General features: G+C 58.3%; 21 protein-coding genes. 17 read left to right on the forward strand and 4 right to left on the reverse strand.

Annotated elements, in window-relative coordinates:
- The first annotated feature begins 72 nt into the window (after window positions 1–72).
- The 3 genes from OE750_RS02745 to hisD all read left to right on the forward strand — a co-directional run bounded on the left by OE750_RS02745 (window position 73) and on the right by hisD (window position 3,135).
- Window positions 73–489, forward strand: a complete 417-nt coding sequence (locus OE750_RS02745) for a TRAP transporter small permease (RefSeq protein ID WP_263761095.1) — start codon at window positions 73–75, stop codon at window positions 487–489.
- The gene (locus tag OE750_RS02750; protein WP_263761097.1) at window positions 486–1,781 is read left to right on the forward strand and encodes a TRAP transporter large permease; all 1,296 of its coding nucleotides are present in this window, start codon (window positions 486–488) and stop codon (window positions 1,779–1,781) included. The genes OE750_RS02745 and OE750_RS02750 overlap by 4 nt, the downstream gene beginning before the upstream one ends.
- Before the next feature lie 67 nt (window positions 1,782–1,848).
- Window positions 1,849–3,135, forward strand: coding sequence for a histidinol dehydrogenase (gene hisD / locus OE750_RS02755; protein ID WP_263761099.1), 1,287 nt, complete (start codon window positions 1,849–1,851; stop codon window positions 3,133–3,135).
- Window positions 3,136–3,439: 304 nt separating this feature from the next.
- Here hisD and OE750_RS02760 read toward each other — a convergent pair whose 3' ends face one another.
- Both OE750_RS02760 and OE750_RS02765 read right to left on the reverse strand, forming a co-directional pair.
- The gene (locus OE750_RS02760) at window positions 3,440–4,195 is read right to left on the reverse strand and encodes an SDR family NAD(P)-dependent oxidoreductase (RefSeq protein ID WP_263761101.1); all 756 of its coding nucleotides are present in this window, start codon (window positions 4,193–4,195) and stop codon (window positions 3,440–3,442) included.
- A 69-nt stretch (window positions 4,196–4,264) separates the two neighbouring features.
- Window positions 4,265–5,347, reverse strand: a complete 1,083-nt coding sequence (locus OE750_RS02765) for an AbrB family transcriptional regulator (RefSeq protein WP_263761103.1) — start codon at window positions 5,345–5,347, stop codon at window positions 4,265–4,267.
- Between the two features lie 173 nt (window positions 5,348–5,520).
- Between OE750_RS02765 and OE750_RS02770 the strand changes: the two genes are divergently transcribed.
- The 8 genes from OE750_RS02770 (at window position 5,521) to OE750_RS02805 (ending at window position 12,488) form a co-directional block, all read left to right on the forward strand.
- On the forward strand, window positions 5,521–6,360 hold the full coding sequence (locus tag OE750_RS02770) for a DUF2059 domain-containing protein (RefSeq protein ID WP_263761106.1): 840 nt from the start codon (window positions 5,521–5,523) through the stop codon (window positions 6,358–6,360).
- Complete coding sequence (locus OE750_RS02775; RefSeq protein WP_263761109.1) at window positions 6,357–7,148, forward strand: DUF2059 domain-containing protein; 792 nt, start codon at window positions 6,357–6,359, stop codon at window positions 7,146–7,148. Before OE750_RS02770 ends, OE750_RS02775 begins: the two co-directional genes overlap by 4 nt.
- Window positions 7,149–7,381: 233 nt before the next feature.
- Window positions 7,382–8,059: a 50S ribosomal protein L21 gene (locus tag OE750_RS02780; RefSeq protein ID WP_263761111.1), complete on the forward strand. Its 678-nt coding sequence runs from the start codon at window positions 7,382–7,384 to the stop codon at window positions 8,057–8,059.
- Window positions 8,060–8,080: 21 nt separating this feature from the next.
- On the forward strand, window positions 8,081–8,350 hold the full coding sequence (gene rpmA, locus OE750_RS02785) for a 50S ribosomal protein L27 (RefSeq protein ID WP_263761113.1): 270 nt from the start codon (window positions 8,081–8,083) through the stop codon (window positions 8,348–8,350).
- Between the two features lie 145 nt (window positions 8,351–8,495).
- The gene (locus OE750_RS02790; RefSeq protein WP_412176186.1) at window positions 8,496–9,035 is read left to right on the forward strand and encodes a GNAT family N-acetyltransferase; all 540 of its coding nucleotides are present in this window, start codon (window positions 8,496–8,498) and stop codon (window positions 9,033–9,035) included.
- Between the two features lie 44 nt (window positions 9,036–9,079).
- Complete coding sequence (obgE, locus tag OE750_RS02795) at window positions 9,080–10,117, forward strand: GTPase ObgE (RefSeq protein ID WP_263761116.1); 1,038 nt, start codon at window positions 9,080–9,082, stop codon at window positions 10,115–10,117.
- Entirely contained in the window at window positions 10,105–11,217 is a 1,113-nt protein-coding gene (proB, locus tag OE750_RS02800; protein WP_263761119.1) for a glutamate 5-kinase, read from the forward strand. Before obgE ends, proB begins: the two co-directional genes overlap by 13 nt.
- Window positions 11,218–11,231: 14 nt before the next feature.
- Window positions 11,232–12,488, forward strand: a complete 1,257-nt coding sequence (locus tag OE750_RS02805) for a glutamate-5-semialdehyde dehydrogenase (RefSeq protein ID WP_263761122.1) — start codon at window positions 11,232–11,234, stop codon at window positions 12,486–12,488.
- On the opposite strand, the gene OE750_RS02810 is transcribed toward OE750_RS02805, so the two are convergent.
- Window positions 12,485–13,081 carry a histidine phosphotransferase family protein gene (locus tag OE750_RS02810; protein ID WP_263761124.1) on the reverse strand — a complete coding sequence of 199 codons (597 nt, stop codon included), beginning with the start codon at window positions 13,079–13,081 and terminating at the stop codon, window positions 12,485–12,487. The genes OE750_RS02805 and OE750_RS02810 overlap by 4 nt on opposite strands.
- 27 nt (window positions 13,082–13,108) lie before the next feature.
- Here OE750_RS02810 and OE750_RS02815 point away from each other — a divergent pair, with 27 nt between their 5' ends.
- From OE750_RS02815 to OE750_RS02825, 3 genes are all read left to right on the forward strand, one after another.
- The gene (locus OE750_RS02815) at window positions 13,109–13,294 is read left to right on the forward strand and encodes a DUF3553 domain-containing protein (RefSeq protein ID WP_263761126.1); all 186 of its coding nucleotides are present in this window, start codon (window positions 13,109–13,111) and stop codon (window positions 13,292–13,294) included.
- Window positions 13,295–13,397: 103 nt separating this feature from the next.
- Window positions 13,398–14,165 (forward strand): GNAT family N-acetyltransferase, encoded by a 768-nt coding sequence (locus OE750_RS02820; RefSeq protein ID WP_263761128.1) that lies wholly within the window; start codon window positions 13,398–13,400, stop codon window positions 14,163–14,165.
- Complete coding sequence (locus OE750_RS02825; RefSeq protein ID WP_263761130.1) at window positions 14,162–15,019, forward strand: lysophospholipid acyltransferase family protein; 858 nt, start codon at window positions 14,162–14,164, stop codon at window positions 15,017–15,019. The genes OE750_RS02820 and OE750_RS02825 overlap by 4 nt, the downstream gene beginning before the upstream one ends.
- Here the strand turns inward: OE750_RS02825 and OE750_RS02830 are convergent.
- Complete coding sequence (locus OE750_RS02830) at window positions 15,016–15,636, reverse strand: thiamine phosphate synthase (protein ID WP_263761132.1); 621 nt, start codon at window positions 15,634–15,636, stop codon at window positions 15,016–15,018. The genes OE750_RS02825 and OE750_RS02830 overlap by 4 nt on opposite strands.
- Before the next feature lie 119 nt (window positions 15,637–15,755).
- Between OE750_RS02830 and OE750_RS02835 the strand changes: the two genes are divergently transcribed.
- The 3 genes from OE750_RS02835 to OE750_RS02845 all read left to right on the forward strand — a co-directional run bounded on the left by OE750_RS02835 (window position 15,756) and on the right by OE750_RS02845 (window position 19,174).
- Window positions 15,756–16,499, forward strand: a complete 744-nt coding sequence (locus OE750_RS02835; RefSeq protein ID WP_263761134.1) for an RNA methyltransferase — start codon at window positions 15,756–15,758, stop codon at window positions 16,497–16,499.
- Between the two features lie 65 nt (window positions 16,500–16,564).
- Window positions 16,565–17,710, forward strand: coding sequence for a heme A synthase (gene ctaA, locus OE750_RS02840; RefSeq protein WP_263761135.1), 1,146 nt, complete (start codon window positions 16,565–16,567; stop codon window positions 17,708–17,710).
- A 3-nt stretch (window positions 17,711–17,713) separates the two neighbouring features.
- Entirely contained in the window at window positions 17,714–19,174 is a 1,461-nt protein-coding gene (locus OE750_RS02845; RefSeq protein WP_263761137.1) for a carboxypeptidase M32, read from the forward strand.
- Window positions 19,175–19,191 lie beyond the last annotated feature (17 nt).

Genomic DNA, 19,191 nt, shown 5'->3' on the forward strand with positions numbered 1-19,191 from the left:
ATCTGAAGGTGCGTCGTGAAAACCATATTCAACATTCTTGACAGCGCATTGCGTTACGGAATCGGACTTTGTATGGCCGGAATTATGCTGGCCGTAGGGCTTCAGGTGGTTGCACGCGCTACCATTGGTGCCTTCTCCTGGCCCGAGGAACTTAGCGTGATTTTGATGATCTGGGGGCTGATGCTCGCTGCTGCCTATGTGCTGAACGAGCGTGGGCATGTTGGCATCACAATATTGGTAGATCGCTTGGGCGCACGCACGGGGGCCGCCATTAGCGCGCTGATGCATTTGTTGATCATCATTTTTTCAGCAGCAGTGATTTACGGCGCCTATTTTAAAATCAATTCAGTCTGGAATCTGACTACTGGCGGCCTCGGTATCAGTCGCGCTATTCCCAATCTCGCCATCCCGACCAGCTGCGCGTTGTTTATTCTTGTTTCGGTGCGCCTCATGCTGATCGACCTTGCTCACTGGAAGGCCGCTCGATGACTCTTTTTGCCCTTTGCGCAACATTCCTTGTTCTTCTGGCTCTGGGGATGCCGATTGCCTTCGTTATTGGCATGGCCTGTATGGTGGCCTTGGTGGTCAGCGGAGACAGTCTGATTTTACTGCAACATTTTATGTTCATTGGAATCGATTCCTTTGTGCTGGTTGCCGTGCCGATGTTCGTGCTTGCGGGAGAAATTATGCTCAAAGGCCGCATGACACACGCGCTGACTGATTTTGCGGACATCCTTGTTGGTCGGTTCCGTGGCGGTATGGGGCACACTAACATTGCGGCAAGTGTGTTCTTTGCGGGAATTACGGGGTCTGCCTCGGCGGACACCACAGCACTCGGCTCGGTCTTGATTCCTACGATGGCTGAACGCGGTTACAGCCGTGCCTACGCGACTGCGATTACGATTGCCTCATCGGTGATTGGCCCAATCATTCCGCCCAGCCTAACTTTTGTCATCTACGCAATGGCAGTCGGTGGCGTGTCTATTGGTGAACTGTTTGTTGCAGGGATCATACCTGGCCTGCTGGTGGCGCTGGCTCTTATGGTGATGAATTATCAAATTTCACGTGCCCGGAGTTATGAAAAGCGCACCGAACGCTACTCTTGGAGCTTTATCGGCTCTACGTTCCGGGCGAGCCTTTTGGTTCTGGTCATGCCGCTCTTGATAATTTTTGGTGTCCTGAGCGGCGAATTCACAGCGACAGAGGCCGCAGCAGTGGCTTCAATATACGCTGTTGTAATTTGTATGGCGGTAACACGCACATTACGCTTCACCGATCTTCCGGGGGTGCTGTTCAATACGGCCAAAACAAGCTCGATCATGTTTCTACTTTTGGCCACCAGTTCAGTGCTTAGCTACATACTTGCCACTCAAGGTGTGCCGCGTCTGATCGCGAGCGGGTTCGAGGCGGTGACAGATAACAAATACGTCTTCCTCTTGCTGTTGAATATCATTCTTTTGCTAATTGGTGTCGTGTTGGACCTGTTCCCGGCAATCATCATTTTTGGCCCAATTTTTGCAGCTATTTCACAAAGCTACGGAATTGATCCTGTGCATTTCGGGGTGATCTTTTGTGTTAATCTTCTGTTGGGATTGAATACACCGCCTGTTGGCTCTGGGCTTTTCATCGGAGCGGCAGTTGGGAAAGTCCGGCTTGAGGAGCTGATCCGCGAGGTGCGCCCGTTCATCATGATGGAATTTCTTGTGGTGCTTATCATCACCTACGTTCCGTTCCTCACGACTACCTTGCCACGTACCCTGTCCGCACTGGTCGGTGGCTAGCAACACTTCCGTTTCAAACTCACCAAGACCCGCTTGATAGCCGGTTTCAAAACCAAGAGGTATTCCAATGACCGATACTCCCCACTCTTTCCCGGGCGTTAGCTACGTCAAAACTCCCGGCCGGAGCGCTGTCTCCGACAACGCACCTGTCGAGCAGACTGTATCCGAAGTGCTGGCTGCTGTACGCGAGCGCGGCGATGAAGCTGTGCGCGAATATGCCAAAAAATTTGATAACTCCGCCCTTGATGCTTTCGAAGTCAGTAATGCGGAAAGGCAAGACGCTCTGGACGCGCTGGACCCTCAAAGTCGTGCGGACACTCAGTTTGCCATTGATAACGTGCGTGCTTTTGCCGAAGCTCAGTTGACAACTATTCTTCCGCTTGATGTCGAGCCGTTACCCGGTGTGCATATGGGGCATCGTGTTATTCCGATGGAACGCGTGGGTTGCTATGTGCCGGGTGGGCGTTATCCGCTCCTGTCGGCTCCGGTCATGACAATCGTGCCTGCCAAGGTTGCTGGAGTAGACGAAGTGATCGCCTGCTTACCACCAAATGCGCACCCTGCAATGATCGCGGGTTGCCATCTTTCGGGCGCGGATCGCATTTTCCGCATCGGTGGCGCCCAAGCCATCGCCGCAATGGCCTATGGAACGGAGACAGTGCCACGTTCAGACAAGATTGTTGGACCTGGAAACGCTTTCGTGAACGAGGCCAAGCGGCAGGTTTTCGGTCCTATCGGGATTGATCAACTGGCCGGACCGTCAGAGATTTTCGTGCTAGCGGACAGTACAGGTGATGCTGAAATGATCGCGACCGACATGCTTGCCCAGGCCGAGCACGACGTCCGCACACGAGTCGGGCTGATCACTACGGATGTGGAACTGGCTAAGGCTGTCGACGCCGAGGTTGCTCGGCAGTTGACCGGTCTGTCCACCGCCGAAACTGCTGGCACCGCTTGGCGTGACTATGGCGAGATCGCCGTTTGTGAAGATGAGGCCGCTATGATTGCCTACTCTGATTACATTGCGGCAGAACATTTGCAGGTTCATACCGCTGACCCACATAACTTGTCGCAGAAGCTCCGTAATTACGGTTCGCTCTTCATCGGAGAACTTGCCAGTGTGGTCTATTCCGACAAGTGTTCGGGCACAAATCACACGCTGCCCACGATGGCAGCAGGCCGCTATACTGGCGGCTTGTGGGTTGGCACATACGTCAAGATAGCGACCCATCAGTGGCTTACGGCAGAGGGCGTTAAGCAGGTGGCGCCACCCGCCGCACGCCAAGCTGCGACCGAAGGAATGGAAGGCCACCGCCGCGCCGCTCAAATGCGCTTGGATCGCCTTCAGTCGTAATACATATCCACGCTTTGATGGAATGCAGCCCACTCGAAAACCACTATACTTTTCGGGTGGGCTAAGCTTCCTCGCCGAGATGAAAAATCGTCAGCGAAGCACTAAGACTTCCTGTACCGGGGCTGTTTCAGCACACATCTCGCCCAGTTAGAGATAGTAAACACAGCCCCTAGGGTCCAAGTTATCCGTTTGGCCGCCAAAGAGAAGTCGAGCTCTATCTTCAATGGCCGCTTTGTTGCGCATATCAGACTTTTATGAAGCCCGTGCCAAGGACGGCTATCGGCATAAGAAGCCCGCCCACCTCTCACTGCATGCGCAAGGCTCCGTCGATACGGATCGAGGTTCCGTTGAGGTAGCCTGATTCCACGATGAAGGCGGCGAGCTTTGCGTATTCAACTGGGTCGCCCAAGCGTTGTGGGCAGGTGACGTCTTTGGCGAGGGCATCCTGCACATCTTGCGGGAGGCCTTTGAGCATGGGAGTGGCGAAGATACCCGGGGCGATGGCCATGACGCGGATGCCATCGCGCGCGAGGTCACGGGCCATGGGCAGGACCATGCCGAGGATTCCGCCTTTGGAGGAGGCGTAGGCGACTTGGCCTTTTTGGCCTTCAAAGCCTGCGATGGAGGCGGTGTTGATGATCACGCCGCGCTCGCCTGCTTTGTCGGGTGCGCCTTTGGCCATGGCGGCGGCGGCGAGGCGGGCGACGTTAAAGGAGCCAACCAGGTTGATGTCGATGACAGATTGGTAGAGCGCGAGCGGGTGCGGGCCGTCTTTGCCCAGTGTTTTGGCGGGGGGCGCGATGCCTGCGCAGTTGATGGCGCAGGTGAGGCCGCCCATGGCGCTTACCGCTGTGTCGGTCGCGGCGGATACGCTGGCTTCATCGGTGACGTTTGTTTCGGCGAAATGTGCGCCGATCTCGGCGGCGACGGCTTCGCCACGCTCCACATCACGATCGAGCAGGGTCACTTCGGCGCCAAGTGAGCGGAAGTGCCGTGCGGTGGCCTCTCCGAGGCCTGATGCGCCGCCTGTGATGACGGCTTTTGTGGCTGTGAGGTGCATGGCGGGTCTCCCTTTATGTGTGCGCATTGCGCGAAATGAACAAGTGTTCAATAACCTGTGATGCAGGCGTCAGTCAACTTTTCCGTGAGCATTGAAGAGGCGTTTGGAAACGTAGCCGAGCAGCAGCACGGTGACGATGATGCGAAAGATGTGATGCAGGGTGACAAAGGCGGGGTTTGCCTTGAGCGAAAGTGCCACGAGAGCCATTTCATTAACCCCGCCGGGGGCGAAGGTGATGAAGAGGGTCTTGAAGGGTTGGCCCGTGGGCACAATGAGCAGGGCGGCGAGGGCCGCGCCGAGGAGCGACATGAGCCCGACCGAGACGAGCGAGAGCCAGAGCGAGCGGCGCAGGGTGCGCATTTGCAGGCCGGCGAAACGCATTCCGAGGGAGGCGCCGATGACGAGCTGCGCGAGAAGGATGACCCAGTTTGGCAGGGCGAGGGGCGACCCCATGAGCGCAAAGCCCGCCGAGGCGAGCAGCGCGCCGGTGAGCTGCCATGCTGGCAGACCTATCGCGCGGCCGGCAACGAGGCCGAGCGCGAGGATGGCGGCGGCTTGCGGATACATGACCCAAGTGACGGGCACGGTGTTGAAGCTGAGGCCGCCCGCGCTTCCGACGGGGTAGCCGAGCCAGAGCGAGAGGCCGAGCGGGACAAGGGTGATGACAAGGATAATGCGCAGGAATTGCTGGGCGATGAGGGTGGGCTGGTCTGCTCCCGAGGCTTCGCCCAATGTGATGGATTCGATCAGACCGCCCGGTGCGCCCGAGTAGAAGGCAGTGGGCGCGTCATAGCCGCCAAGGGTACGAAAGACCCAGTAGTTGAGCGCTTGTGCGAAAAGGACGAAGACGATGATGGCGGCCATGGAGGGCAGCAGATCGTGCAGGGAGCTGACGAGCTCGGGTGTGACCTGCGCGCCGATGATGGCCCCGATGAGGGCGATGAACGGCACGCGGATGTTGCTTGGGAACGTGTAACCGAGAGGCAGGCGGCGGCTGGCAAAGATAGCCACCGGGGCAGTGGCGAGGAGCGAGCCGAGGAGAAACGGCAGCGGCAGACCGAGCGCCTGTGCGGTAAGTGCGCCAGCGAGGCCCAGAACCAGAAGGGTCGCTGTCTGGGGGATGTGAGGGGGAAGGCGCACAGGACGTTTCATGGGGGCTTTCGGGCTTGGAGCTTTGTTCAAGTGTTAACGAGCGGTGCTGAGTCTGCAATCGGGTATTTCAGGCGGTTTCTCGCGGATGCGCGCGCCTCTACGGGGTGTTTTCGATTGAACAGGGCTGTGTTTGCACTAGGTTGGAAGCACACCCGATCCTGAAAGGCGGCCCCATGATACGACCCGATTTGCGCCAGTTTGCGCTTCTTCTTTGCACCCTGTTCTTTGGCCTTTCCGGCGCGGGCGCGCAGGCTCAGGCGGACGAGCAAAAGCTTGAGACTTTTCTGGAGGTGACGGGCTTTGATGTCGCCCTTGAAAGCATGCGTGTGGGGGCAACGAACGCGCCGCAGATACTTGGTATGGAAGCAAATGATTTTGGCGTGCGCTGGACCATGCTGGCGGATGAGGTGTTCGAACCTGCTGCGATACGGCGGGATGCGAAGGATCTGCTTGGCAAGGCGCTGAGTGACGAGATGCTGACCCATGCCGCGGATTTTTATGCCTCTGACCTTGGTCAGCGGCTGGTGGCCGTGGAAAACGCGGCCCATGCGGCGGAAGACACGCCCGATGATGTGCTTCGGGGGGAAGCGCTTGTGGCTGAAATGGTCGAAGAGGGCAGTCCGCGGCTTGAGTATTTCAAGCGGATGAACACTGCGATTGACCCCGAGAACATCGGCATTCAGGCGGCGCAGGAAGTGCAGATCCGCTTTTTGCTTGCGGCCTCGGATGCGGGGGTGATCAACCGTATCGACGAAGCCACCCTGCGCAGCCTGATGGAAGAGCAGGCGGCAGAGATGGCGCTTGAGATCAAGGCGGCCTCACTGGCAAACTCGGCGCGGATCTATGAGGCGTTTACGGATGATGACCTTGAGGCCTATGCCGACGCATTGGAGCATCCCGTGATGCAGAAGGTGTATGAGCTTATGAACGGCGTGCAATATGCGCTTATGGCGGATCGCTATGAAAAGCTGGCGCTGCGCATGGCCGAGTTAAGCCCGGGCCAGGAGCTTTGAGGGCTTTTGCTCTTGCTATCGTTTCGGTTTGGGCGCTTGCCGCCGAGGCGGAGCCTGTGGACGATTTGCTGGAGGTGCTCGGCTCTGACGCGCTGATCGAAGTGATCCGCGACGAGCTTCTGGACTATGGCGAGGAGGTTGGAGAGGCCATGCTTTCGGACGGCGGCGGTGCGGCCTGGAGTGATATTCTCGAACGTCTTTATGACACCGAGCTGATGCAGGCACGGTTGCGCAGCACCATGCAGGAGAGCTTCGGTGACACCGAGATTGCGCCGCTGATCGGGTTTTACGAAACCGAGCAGGGTCAGCGCATTGTGCAGGCCGAGCTTGATGCGCGGCGGTATTTGCTGACCGAGGGCGCGCAAGAAGAAGCGGAAGCGGCTTGTCTTGAGCCGCCTGAGCGCAAGGAAGCCTTGCTTGAATTTGCCGAAGTGAATGATATTCTGGAGCGCAATGTTGCGGGCACGCTGAACTCTGATCTGGCGTTTTATCACGGGCTTGTTGACGGTGGTGTCTTCGAGATGAGCGAAGGCGAGGTGCTGGACGAGGTGCAAGGGCGCTTGCCGGAGATACGGGTTTCGCTGGAGAGCTGGCTTTCGGGCTATCTGTGCGCGTCTTTGGGCAGTTTGCCCGAGGGAGACCTTGCGGCCTATACCGCGTTTTCGCAAACGGAGGAGGGTCATGCGCTGAACAATGCCATTTTTGACGGTTTCGGCGCACTCTATGATGACTTGAGCTATGCGATCGGGTTGGCTGTTTCGGTGCAGATGTTGGGCGAAGACCTTTAGTGCCGACTTGAAGGGCGAAAAGCGGCCAGCCGGAGATGTTTCTTTGCCATACGCGCTTGACTTGGGGCTGCGAATTCACGATAAGCGCGCAGCCGGAGGGGGAAACCGCTCCGGATTTATTATTAATGACGCTCCCGAGAGGAGCGCGCTGTTCGAGGCGGTGGGGCGCAAATCCCTGCTAAAACGCTGCAAACGCAGGGCCACAGAATGCGGATGATGAAAAGGAAAGACCCATGTTCGCGGTCCTGAAAACAGGCGGCAAGCAATATAAAGTTCAATCGGGCGATGTGCTCCGTGTTGAGAAACTTGCAGCCGATGCTGGTGAAACAATCCAGTTCAACGAAATTCTGATGCTCGGTGGCGACAAGCCGGTTGTGGGCGCCCCTATGGTTGACGGCGCTGCCGTTCAAGCCGAGGTGATTGACCAGATCAAAGGCAAGAAGGTGATTAACTTCGTTAAGCGCCGTCGTAAGCACTCATCAAAGCGCACTGTCGGTCACCGTCAGAAGCTGACGCTTCTGCGGATCACCGAGATCCTTGAAAAAGGTGGCGACAAGACCGGTGTGAAAGCCGCGATCGGTGCCGGCTCTGTTTCTGGTGCGGCCATTGCTGCTGCCGAAAAGAAGCCCGCCGCCAAGAAAGCCGCGCCCAAGGCTGAAGCGAAAGCCGAAACCAAAAAGGCCGCTCCTGCAAAGGCCGCTAAAGCCGAAGCCGGTGCAGATGATCTTAAAGTGCTGTCAGGCGTAGGCCCGGCCCTTGAGAAAAAACTGCATGAAGCAGGCGTAACAACATTTGCCCAAGTCGCTGCATGGACTGCAGATGACATCGCCGAGATGGACGAGAAGCTGAGCTTCAAAGGCCGTATCGAGCGTGAAGGTTGGGTTGAGCAAGCCAAAGCGCTTGTGAAATAAGTCGGATAAGGAGAACACGATATGGCACATAAAAAAGCTGGCGGTTCATCCCGTAACGGTCGCGACTCAGCGGGTCGCCGCCTTGGCGTAAAAAAATACGGTGGCGAAGTTGTCATCGGTGGCAACATCATCGTGCGTCAGCGCGGCACAAAGTTCTGGCCGGGCGCAGGCGTAGGCATGGGCAAAGATCACACGATCTTCGCAACAGCCAACGGTAATGTGAAATTCCACAAAGGCCTCAAGGGCCGCACCTTTATTTCGGTGCTTCCGGCAGCCGAGGCCGCGGAGTAACCCGACCTTAAGGTTTTAAGTCAAAACAAGGGATCGGTTGTAAAGCCGGTCCCTTTTTTGCGTATTGGAGCTTATGTTTGAGTATTTCTGTTACAGCTTTGGCCTATGTGTCCTGTGATGTATGTGCTCTGTGAGAATGATGTAGATGTCTGACATGAAGATTGATCCTCAAGTTACTGTAAGTGAGAAGAATTTTGACTTGCGACCGCTTAAATTAGCGGATGCGGGGCTGATCGAGCTTTACGCAGGCGATGCACGTGTAGCGACAAACACCAGCCGCATTGCGCACCCTTTGCCGCCCGGGCAAACCGAGGCGTTCATCACGCGGGCGCTGAGCGAGGCGCGGAGCGAGGATATCTGGGCGATTGACGCAAGTAAGGATGGCGGGCCGGAGCTTTCGGGGCTGATCAGCCTGAAGCGGATGGACCGGAGCCAAAGCGAGATCGGATATTGGGTTGCGCCGGCGTTTTGGAATACGGGTGTGGCTTCGGCAGCTGTCGAAGCGCTGATCAAGGCGAACCCGCAGGGCTGTGAGACGATTTTTGCCAGCGTGTTTCAGGACAATCCCGCTTCGGCGCGGGTTCTCACGAAGCTTGGCTTTGAATACATCGGCGATGCCGAAACATTCTGTGTGGCGCGCAATACGACCGTGCCGACATGGACTTATATTTGCAAACTCGGTTGAGCGGCGCTCCGAAACGGAGACCGTAACGGGGCTAAGGAGACGTTATGAAATTTCTTGATCTTGCAAAGGTCTATATTCGCTCTGGCTCGGGCGGGGGCGGGTGTATCAGCTTCCGTCGCGAGAAGTTCATCGAATATGGCGGCCCTGACGGCGGTGACGGCGGGCGAGGTGGTGATGTCTGGATCGAGGTTGTTGACGGGCTTAACACACTGATCGACTTTCGCTATCAGCAGCACTTCTTTGCCAACAACGGTCAGGCCGGTATGGGCAGCCAGCGCACGGGCAAGGACGGTGACGATATTGTATTGCGTGTGCCTGTGGGCACAGAGATTTTGGAAGAAGACGGTGAGACGGTGATTGCCGACCTCACCGAGCTTGGCCAGCGGTTGCGCATTGCCAAGGGTGGCAACGGCGGCTTTGGCAACCTGCATTTCAAGACCTCGACCAATCAGGCGCCACGGCGGGCGAACTCGGGGCAGGAGGGTGTCGAGCGCACGATCTGGCTGCGCCTCAAGCTCATCGCGGATGCAGGTTTGTTGGGCCTTCCGAACGCGGGCAAGAGCACGTTTCTGGCAGCAACAAGCAATGCGCGGCCCAAGATTGCCGATTATCCGTTTACCACGCTGCACCCGAACCTTGGGGTTGTGGGCGTGGACGGGGCGGAATTTGTTATCGCGGATATTCCGGGCCTGATCGAGGGCGCGCATGAGGGCGTTGGCCTCGGGGTGCGTTTTCTGGGCCATGTCGAGCGCTGCGCGGTGCTTTTGCATCTGATTGATGGCACATCGGGTGACCCGGTGGCCGATTATAGAACCATCATTGGTGAGCTTGAAGCCTATGGCGGAGAACTGGCCGAGAAGCCGCGCGTGACTGTGCTGAACAAGATTGATGCGCTGGACGCCGAAGAGCGCGAATTTCTCAAAGACGAGATCGAAGCGGCGACAGGCGTGAAACTTATGCTTATGTCGGGCGTAACGGGCGAGGGTGTGACCGATGTGTTGCGCGCGCTCAGAGCGACGATCAATGCCGGGCGCGCAGCGGAGGCGGCTCTTGGAGAGGAGCCGCAGCCATGGCAACCCTGAACACGGCGCGGCGCGTTGTTGTCAAGATCGGCTCTGCGCTGCTTGTGGATGCGGCGGAGGGCGGGCTGAAGGCAGAGTGGCTTGCGAGTCTGGCTGCAGATGTGGCGCGGATGAAGGCGCGGGGGCAGGATGTTGTGCTCGTGTCTTCAGGCTCGATCGCTTTGGGGCGCGGTGTGTTGGGCTTGCCACGGGTCGAGCTTGCGCTGGAACAGTCGCAGGCGGCGGCGGCAGTGGGCCAAATCCGCCTTGCGCGGGCCTATGAAGAGGTGTTGCAGCCTCACGGAATTATCACAGGACAGGTGCTTGTCACGCTGGAGGACAGTGCCGACAGGCGGCGCTATCTCAACTCACGCGCCACGCTGGAGCAGCTTTTGAGCCTGGGTGTTGTGCCGATTGTGAACGAGAACGACACTGTTGCCACCGACGAGATCCGCTATGGCGACAATGACCGCCTTGCAGCGCAGGTGGCTGTGACTGTTGGCGCGGATTTGCTGGTGTTGCTCAGTGACATTGACGGACTTTACACGGCGAGCCCCGCATTGGACCCGACGGCGACACGGTTTGAGCGTGTCGAGAAGATTACCCCCGAGATTGAAGCCATGGCAGGCGATGCCGGCACAGGGCTGAGCAAAGGCGGGATGAAAACCAAGCTGCTGGCAGCAAAGACAGCCACGGGAGCGGGCTGCGAGATGATTATCGCGCTCGGATCACCTTATAACCCTTTGCTATCTATTGAAAATGGCGCAGCAAACACGCTTTTTGCGGCCGAAGGCGACCCACAGGTGGCGCGCAAGCGCTGGATTGCCTCGATGAAGCCGCAGGGGCGGATTTTACTTGATGACGGTGCGGTGCGCGCCCTGGCGCGGGGCAAGAGCCTCTTGCCAGCTGGGGTGACCGATGTGCGCGGCACATTCGGGCGTGGCGAGCCTGTCGAAATTTGCGATGCCGCATGTAACGTGCTGGGCCACGGGCTGAGCCGTTATACGGCGGAAGAGGCGCGTGCGATCAAGGGGCATAAGAGCGACGAGATTGAAGACATACTGGGCTATATCGGGCGCGCGGCGCTCATTCACCGAGACGATATGGCGCTCACCATCTGAAAGGGCCAAGGCCGATGACTGATATTCCCGAGATGATGCAAGAACTGGGCCAAAAGGCGCGCGCGGCGGCTGCAGAGCTGGCGTTTGCTACATCGGCGCAAAAGCGTGATGCGCTGCTTGCGGCGGCTGAGGCCGTCTGGGACAGGCGCGACGAGATTATCGCGGCCAATGCCAAGGACATGGCATTTGGCGCCGAGAAGGGCCTGAGCCCTGCGATGATGGACCGACTGATGCTTGATGAAGCGAGGGTGGGCAGCATTGTGGATGGGCTGAAAGCTGTGGCAGAACAGGCCGACCCTGTGGGCGAGGTGCTTGAAGAATGGGACCAGCCGAGCGGCATTCATATCCGCCGTGTGCGCACGCCTTTGGGGGTGATCGGCGTTATTTACGAAAGCCGCCCCAATGTGACGGCAGACGCGGGGGCGCTTTGCCTGAAGGCGGGCAACGCCGTGATTTTGCGCGGTGGCTCGGAGGGGTTTCACAGCTCATCTGCGTTGCATGGCTGTCTTGTGGAAGGGCTTGTCTCTGTCGGGCTGCCCGAGGCGAGCATCCAGCTTGTGCCGACGCGCGACCGGACTGCCGTGAGCGAAATGCTGACGATGACCGATTATATCGACGTGATCGTGCCGCGCGGCGGCAAGGGGCTTGTGGGCCTTGTGCAACGTGAGGCGCGGGTGCCTGTTTTTGCACATCTGGAGGGAATTGTGCATATCTACATTGATGCCGAAGCCGACCCTGTGAAGGCGCTCAATGTGATCCTCAATGCCAAGACACGGCGCACCGGTATTTGCGGTGCGGCGGAGTGTCTGCTTGTTCATAAAGATGTGATGAATACGATTGGCCAAGGCGTGATCAAGGCGCTGCTCAAGGCGGGTGTCGAGGTGCGGGGCGATGAGGAAATTGCTAAGATTGAAGGTGTTACGCCTGCAAGCTCATCTGACTGGGGCTGCGAATACCTTGATATGATCATCGCGGCCAAGGTTGTGGACAGCCTAGATGCGGCGATTGCGCATATCCGCGAATTCGGCTCGAACCATACCGATTGCATCATTACCGAGGATGACGCGGCGGCGGAGCGCTTTTTTGAGCGGCTGGACAGTGCAATCCTGATGCGCAACGCTTCGACCCAGTTTGCCGATGGCGGCGAGTTTGGTATGGGCGCCGAGATTGGCATTGCCACGGGCAAGATGCATGCACGCGGGCCTGTGGGCGCTGCGCAGTTGACGAGCTTCAAGTATCTTGTCGAGGGTGACGGGGCTGTGCGCTCTTAGAATCGGATGGTGAGGGCTGTTTCGCTTTCCTCATAGCTCACCTTTCGTTGGAGCTGGCGGGCGCATTCGGGCAGCATTGCAAACTGCACTTCGGAAGGCTGCAAGCCTACGGGCGCAGGCGTGCCTGTTAGGGTGCTCCAGATATCTTGATCAACGCGCAACTGGCCTTGGGCTGAAATAACCCAACCGCTACTCTCATGCGCCACATGCAAAGCGCCGCCTGTGGGCAGGGCGCTGGAAAGGCAGAGGAGCGCGAGCAGCGCCATTTGCACTTCGTCGCGCGGGCTGTCATCCGTTACGGCCCAATTACAGGTGAGGCGGCTGCCGGTGTAGTAAGCTTTGAGGATGCGCGACAGCTCGGGCGCACCGAGTTTTTGCTCTGATGACGACATGCCAAGGGCGATGCGGTAGAACTTGATCCGCGCCGTGGCGCCTGAAACCGAGCTGTTGATCAGCGCGAGTTCAGGGGTATCGGCAGCGCCTGTGAGGGCGACAAGCTCCATTCCGTTGGCTATGGCTCCGACCGGGCTGATGATATCGTGGCAGATGCGGGAGCCGATGAGGCGCGCGATTTGAAGTGTGTCTTGTGTCAACCTGGTTTCTCCCTATACGGTCTCTGCATGTCCGATATGAACGCCATCCTGACACCCGGTATGAGGGTGCGCCACCCGCAAATGCCCGAATGGGGCGTGGGGCAGGTGCAATCCAACATAGGCGGCAAGATTACCGTTAACTTCCCCGAAGCGGGCAAGGTTGTGATTGAGGGCGCTCGTATCGAGCTTGAGCCTGTCTTTGATGCCGAATGATGGTTACCGAAAGGTTAATTTGTCCTTAAGTTTTGCACCTCTTGCGCGAAAGAGGTGTGCAACCTAGAAGAACGCCAGATCCGACCAAGAGCAAAGAGGGACAATGCGCGCGCCGAATTTTACTGTGAGACTTGCGACCAGTGACGCCGATGTTTTGGCGGCGCAGCGCTTACGGTATCGGGTGTTTGTCGAGGAACTCGGCAGTGACGGGCCGCTTGTCGACCACGAGGGCCGCTTCGAGCGCGACCGGTTTGATGCGGTGAGCCATCATCTGGTGCTGATTGACGAGGCGCGCGAGGCGGACGGGCATGAGCATGTTGTTGGCGTATATCGCCTGCTTGATGAGGCCGGGGCGTCTGCGGCAGGACAGTTTTACTCCGAGGGCGAATACGACCTAGGCAAGCTCAAGTCCAGCGGGCGTCGGCTTCTGGAGCTTGGACGCTCGTGTTTGCACCCCGCGTATCGCGGCGGGGCGGGGATGTTTTATCTCTGGAACGCGCTGGCCGAGGTGATCCGCGAGCGCCAGATAGAGGTTTTGTTTGGCGTGGCGAGTTTTCACGGGACCGAAGCTACGAAGCTGGCTGCGCCGCTATCGCTTTTACGTCACCGTCATCTGGCTCCAGAGACGCTGCGTGTGACAGCACGCGAAGAGAACTTCCAGCGGATGGATCTGATTGCGGAAGCCGAACTGGACCGCCGTGCCGCGATGCTGGACGTGCCGGCCCTGATTAAGGCTTACCTGCGGCTTGGCGGTGTTGTGGGTGAGGGGGCGTTTGTGGACCATGCGTTTAACACGACCGATGTATGCCTGATCCTTGATACGCAAGCAATGCCGCCGCGCAGCCGCGCGATTTATGAGGGGCGGATATGAGCTGGGATGCATCGCGTGCGCCGGACGAGACAAATATCACGTTGGCGGGCTGGCTGCGGGTGATTTTGCGTGCAGCGGCGCTGATCGTGCTGGTGTTTGGCGGGCTGCTTGTTTTGCTCGCTCTGAGGCTGTTTGAGCGGCCGCTTTACGGGCTGCACCGGCCTTGGACGCCTTACATCACCCAGTTTGTCTGCCGTATGGCCTTTGTAATTTTGGGAATGAAGCACAGTGCTACAGGCCGGCAGATGAAGGAGGCGGGAGCTGTTGTGGCCAACCATGCTTCATGGCTGGATATTTTCACGCTCAATGCCCGCAAGCGGGTGTATTTTGTCTCAAAATCCGAGGTGGCGAAATGGCCGGGTATCGGCTGGCTGGCGCGTGCTACGGGGACAGTGTTTATCAACCGTGACCGTCGCGAAGCGCGGGCACAGCAGGAGGTGTTTGAAGCGCGGCTTCTGGCGGGGCATAAGCTGTTGTTTTTTCCTGAAGGGACATCGACCGATGGCCTCAGGGTTTTGCCGTTCAAGCCGACGCTGTTTCAGGCATTCTTTGCCGACAGCCTACGCGAGCGATTGTTTGTGCAGCCTGTGAGCGTTGTTTATCGCGCGCCCGCAGGGGCCACAGTGCGGTTTTATGGCTGGTGGGGTGATATGGAGTTCGGCCCGCATCTGTTGAAAACGCTCGCGGCAGGGCACGGTGGAAGCGTGAGTGTGACTTATCATGCCCCCCTGAGGGTGGCTGATTTTGCGGATCGTAAAGCGCTGGCGCGGGCGGCGGAGGACGCTGTGCGCAGTGCGATGCCTGCCGGGTTGATTGCGGCAGGTGAGGCTTATGATGCGGCGCTTGAGGCTTAAGCCATTGCAGCGATCAGGCGGGTGAGTTCTTCTGTGGGATTGTCTTTGGACCAGATTTCACTGCCGATTCCGAAAAAGTCGGTGACGGGAGCGAATTGTGTGATGAGCGCTTCATCGAGGGCGCCTTCGGCCACGACAGGCACTTCGATGACCTGTGACCACCATTCCAGCAAGTCATATTCGGCCTGTGTGCCATCGCCCAGAGCGGTCGCGCCGATGGGCCCGAAGCAGACATAATCGGCACCTGCCTCGCCTGCGGCCATGCCATCGTGGCGTGAATTGCCACAGAAGCTGCCGACGATGGCCTCTTGCCCCAAGGCCTTGCGTGCCTTCGCGACAGAGCGCGCACCATCGGTGAGGTGCACCCCGTCAAGGCCGAGGCGCTCGACAAGAAGGATATGCTTTTCAACCACAAGAGCAACATCGCGCTCGACCGTCACTTCGCGCAAAGCATCGACAGCACGGCTGAGCGTATCTTCATCATGGGTTGCCAGCGCGAGGCGCACACAGGCGACAGCGTGGGTATCTAGCACTTTTGCCAGTTCGGAGGGAAAGCGCCCAAGCTCTATTTCGGGTGGTGTGATCAGATAGATCTGTGGCTTGTCTTCTTCTGCCATGATGGCCTCCCGAGGTGGATTTCAGCCCTTCTAGCGCGGTTTTTCCCATTGGGAAAGGGGGCTTGGCGGGCAGGGTCACTTCCCATAGAAGGGCTGAAACCTCAAAAGGATTTCAAACCATGCCGACAGAAGGCCCGCAGCCACATTTTGTTCTTGTGCGCCCGCAGATGGGCGAAAATATCGGAGCGGCCGCGCGAGCGATGTGGAATTTCGGACTTGACCGTATGCGCGTTGTGGCCCCGCGTGATGGCTGGCCGAGCGAGAAGGCTGTTGTTATGGCCTCCGGCGCGGGGCGATTGCTTGACGAAGCCCAGCTGTGCGGAACTCTGGCTGAGGCGCTGGATGATGCGACCTATGTTTTTGCCACCACGGCGCGCATTCGGGGGCTGACCAAACCTGTGATGAGCCCCGAGCGCGCGATGCAGCTGACCGCCGAGAAGCTGGCAGCGGGCGAAAAAGTGGCGGTGATGTTCGGACCAGAGCGGGCAGGGCTGGAAAACGACGATGTGGCGCGGGCCAATGCGCTTATCACGCTGCCGGTGAACCCTGATTTTCCTTCGCTGAACCTTGCGCAATGTGTTTTGCTGACGGCCTATGAATGGCGACGTGCGCAGGGCGATATTGCCCATGAGCGGATGGAGATTGCGCGTGGTGGCGACCCTGCCACAGGCGGTGATATCGAGGCCTGGGCGGGACATATGGAAGAGCGGCTTGATGAGCGCGGATTCTTCTTTCCGCCCGAGAAAGCGGCAAACATGAAAACCAACCTTCGCAACCTCTGGAGCCGTATGCCTCTCACGCGAGCCGATGTGCAGATGCTCCACGGCGCGCTGCGGCAACTTATCAGGGGTAAAGACGATTAACGGCGCTTGCAGCTCGTGAAGCTGCGCCCTAATTTGAGCAGAAGCGACAGGACAAGAGGTATCTTATGGCCGAGAAACGCGCGATTTTTGAGGATGTGAACAGCGAGAAAGGGGCCAAGCCCCTCGCACCCAAGGGCGGGATGATTGACAAGGGGCAAGGCGGCGCACGGCTGGCCATTCGCGCCTGGATCATCCTTTTGGGCATCCTGGTGTTTGCAATGATCGTTGTGGGCGGGCTGACGCGCCTTACGGATTCCGGCCTTTCGATCACGGAATGGCGGCCCCTGACGGGGGCCATGCCGCCGATGAACGAGGCGGACTGGCAATCGGAGTTTGCCAAATATCAGGAGATTCCGCAGTTCCAGATTGAAAACAAGTGGATGGATCTGTCTGATTTCAAATCTATTTACTGGTGGGAATGGGGCCATCGCCAGCTTGGCCGCGTGGTCGGGCTTGTCTGGGCGCTTGGCTTTGCGTGGTTTGCGCTGCGTCGCCAGATCCCGAAGGGTTGGACTGGTCGTTTGCTGCTGATTGGCGGGCTTGGCGGGCTGCAAGGCTTTATCGGTTGGTGGATGGTTTCCTCTGGCCTCACCGGCTCGATGACCAGTGTGGCGAGCTACCGTCTGGCGACGCATCTGGGCCTTGCTTTTGTGATTATCGGCTTCATCACATGGTATGCGTTACTGCTGTCGCGGCCCGAGCGTGACCTGATGCAAGCGCGCCGTTTGCGCGAGGCCAAGCTGTTTTCACTTGGCACGGGCTGGATGCATTTTGCCTTCCTGCAAATCCTGTTGGGCGCTTTGGTAGCGGGCATTGATGCGGGGCGCTCCTATACCGATTGGCCTCTTATGGGCGGGCAGATTATTCCGCCTGATCCGATGATGATCGAGCCTCTATGGCGCAACTTTTTTGAAAACCCGGGGCTTGTGCAGTTTGTTCACCGTGTCACCGGATATCTGCTGCTTGGCTTCACGATCATGATCTTTTTCAAGGGTCGCAGATCGGCGAACCGGAGCACCAAGGCTGCATTTTCTGTGGCAGCTTATGCGCTGTTTTTCCAGATTGTTCTGGGGATATTCACGGTTGTCACTGCCGCACCTTGGCATATTGCGATTGTCCATCAGGCCATTGCGGCGCTGCTTTGGGTTCTGATCATTCGTGCGCGCTTTATGGCGCAATATCCGCGCGCGTCCTCAATCCGTGAAGGGTAAGCTATGTCTGCATATGATGAACTGATGGCGTTTCAGCGCCAGACCGAGGCATTGGGGCAGGTCGCGGGGCGGCTTGGCTGGGATCAGGAAACCGTGATGCCTGAAGGGGCTGCAGGCCAGCGCGCCGAGGAGTTTGCTGCGATGGAAAGCGTGCTGCACGCACGACGCACGGATGCGCGAATTGGCGAGTGGCTTGGCAAGATCGACGCGGACAAGCTTGATGCTGTCGGCGCGGCCAATATCCGCCACATCACTCGCAGTTACGAGCGTAGCCAGCGTGTGCCTGCAAAGCTCGCCGAAGCGATTGCAAAGCTTTCCTCAAGCGCGCAGCGGATCTGGAGCGAGGCGCGTGCCAAGGAAGATGTGGCGGCGTTTTTACCTGCTTTGAAAGAGATGATTTCGCTGAAACGTGAAGAAGCGGCTGCGCTGGCCAATGGTGGCACGGCGTATGACGCCCTTCTGGATGATTATGAGCCAGACACCAGCGGCGATGATGTGGCCAAGACTTTTGCCGCGATGCGGCCCCGATTGGTGGCGCTGCGGGACAAGGTGATGGGGGGCGAGCAGCCACCTGAGCTTGCGCATGAGTTTGACGAGCAAAAGCAGATGCGACTTGCGCGCGCGCTGGCCAAGACCTTTGGCTATGACATGCGGCACGGGCGGTTGGACAAGGCGGTGCATCCTTTTTCATCAGGCTCGGGGCAGGATGTGAGGATCACCACGCGCACGGCGCTGACCGATCCGTTCAACAGCATTTACTCGACCATCCACGAGACGGGCCATGCGACTTACGAACAAAACATTGCGCCCGAGCACTTGCTGACCCCTCTGGGAGAGGGAGTTTCGCTTGGCGTGCATGAAAGCCAGAGCCGGATTTACGAGAATCAGCTGGGCCGTTCACGTGCTTTTACGGGCTGGCTTTTCGGGCAGATGAAAGATGCGTTCGGGAACTTCGGGATAACCGATGAGGACGTATTTTTCCGCACGGTGAACCGCTTGGGCAAAGGCTACATCCGCACCGAAGCCGATGAGGTGCAGTATAATCTGCACATCATGCTGCGCTTTGATCTGGAGCGCGATGTGATTGCGGGCAAGCTTGAGGCGCGGAATTTGGAAGAGGCGTGGAACGCGCGCTTTGAGGCCGATTTCGGCTATGCAGTTGATCTGCCCTCGAACGGGCTTTTGCAGGATGTGCATTGGTCCTGCGGGCTTTGGGGGTATTTTCCCACCTATGCTTTGGGCAATGTCTATGCTGGCTGTCTTTATGAGGCGTTACGGCTTGCGCGGCCAAATCTGGACGACGAACTGGCGGCGGGTGATGTCTCGGGCGCGACGGGTTGGTTGCGCGACGCGGTGCAGGTGCATGGCGGACTCTATCGGCCCCGTGATCTGATTGAACGCGCTTCGGGGCACGTACCGAATGAGGAACCATTGCTGAGCTATCTCGAAGGCAAATTCGGCTGACGCCGACCCGCTGGGGG

It is taken from the genome of Lentibacter sp. XHP0401, assembly GCF_025751535.1.
Classification (GTDB): Bacteria; Pseudomonadota; Alphaproteobacteria; order Rhodobacterales; family Rhodobacteraceae; genus Lentibacter.

What these genes read in the sequence shown, in the direction of transcription:
- OE750_RS02745 (WP_263761095.1), top strand. Translation starts at nt 73, where the DNA reads ATGGCCGGAATTATGCTGGCCGTAGGGCTTCAGGTGGTTGCACGCGCT.
- OE750_RS02750 (WP_263761097.1), top strand. Translation starts at nt 486, where the DNA reads ATGACTCTTTTTGCCCTTTGCGCAACATTCCTTGTTCTTCTGGCTCTG.
- hisD (WP_263761099.1), top strand. Translation starts at nt 1,849, where the DNA reads ATGACCGATACTCCCCACTCTTTCCCGGGCGTTAGCTACGTCAAAACT.
- OE750_RS02760 (WP_263761101.1), bottom strand. Translation starts at nt 4,195, where the DNA reads ATGCACCTCACAGCCACAAAAGCCGTCATCACAGGCGGCGCATCAGGC.
- OE750_RS02765 (WP_263761103.1), bottom strand. Translation starts at nt 5,347, where the DNA reads ATGAAACGTCCTGTGCGCCTTCCCCCTCACATCCCCCAGACAGCGACC.
- OE750_RS02770 (WP_263761106.1), top strand. Translation starts at nt 5,521, where the DNA reads ATGATACGACCCGATTTGCGCCAGTTTGCGCTTCTTCTTTGCACCCTG.
- OE750_RS02780 (WP_263761111.1), top strand. Translation starts at nt 7,382, where the DNA reads ATGTTCGCGGTCCTGAAAACAGGCGGCAAGCAATATAAAGTTCAATCG.
- rpmA (WP_263761113.1), top strand. Translation starts at nt 8,081, where the DNA reads ATGGCACATAAAAAAGCTGGCGGTTCATCCCGTAACGGTCGCGACTCA.
- OE750_RS02790 (WP_412176186.1), top strand. Translation starts at nt 8,496, where the DNA reads ATGTCTGACATGAAGATTGATCCTCAAGTTACTGTAAGTGAGAAGAAT.
- obgE (WP_263761116.1), top strand. Translation starts at nt 9,080, where the DNA reads ATGAAATTTCTTGATCTTGCAAAGGTCTATATTCGCTCTGGCTCGGGC.
- proB (WP_263761119.1), top strand. Translation starts at nt 10,105, where the DNA reads ATGGCAACCCTGAACACGGCGCGGCGCGTTGTTGTCAAGATCGGCTCT.
- OE750_RS02805 (WP_263761122.1), top strand. Translation starts at nt 11,232, where the DNA reads ATGACTGATATTCCCGAGATGATGCAAGAACTGGGCCAAAAGGCGCGC.
- OE750_RS02815 (WP_263761126.1), top strand. Translation starts at nt 13,109, where the DNA reads ATGTCCGATATGAACGCCATCCTGACACCCGGTATGAGGGTGCGCCAC.
- OE750_RS02820 (WP_263761128.1), top strand. Translation starts at nt 13,398, where the DNA reads ATGCGCGCGCCGAATTTTACTGTGAGACTTGCGACCAGTGACGCCGAT.
- OE750_RS02825 (WP_263761130.1), top strand. Translation starts at nt 14,162, where the DNA reads ATGAGCTGGGATGCATCGCGTGCGCCGGACGAGACAAATATCACGTTG.
- OE750_RS02830 (WP_263761132.1), bottom strand. Translation starts at nt 15,636, where the DNA reads ATGGCAGAAGAAGACAAGCCACAGATCTATCTGATCACACCACCCGAA.
- OE750_RS02835 (WP_263761134.1), top strand. Translation starts at nt 15,756, where the DNA reads ATGCCGACAGAAGGCCCGCAGCCACATTTTGTTCTTGTGCGCCCGCAG.
- ctaA (WP_263761135.1), top strand. Translation starts at nt 16,565, where the DNA reads ATGGCCGAGAAACGCGCGATTTTTGAGGATGTGAACAGCGAGAAAGGG.
- OE750_RS02845 (WP_263761137.1), top strand. Translation starts at nt 17,714, where the DNA reads ATGTCTGCATATGATGAACTGATGGCGTTTCAGCGCCAGACCGAGGCA.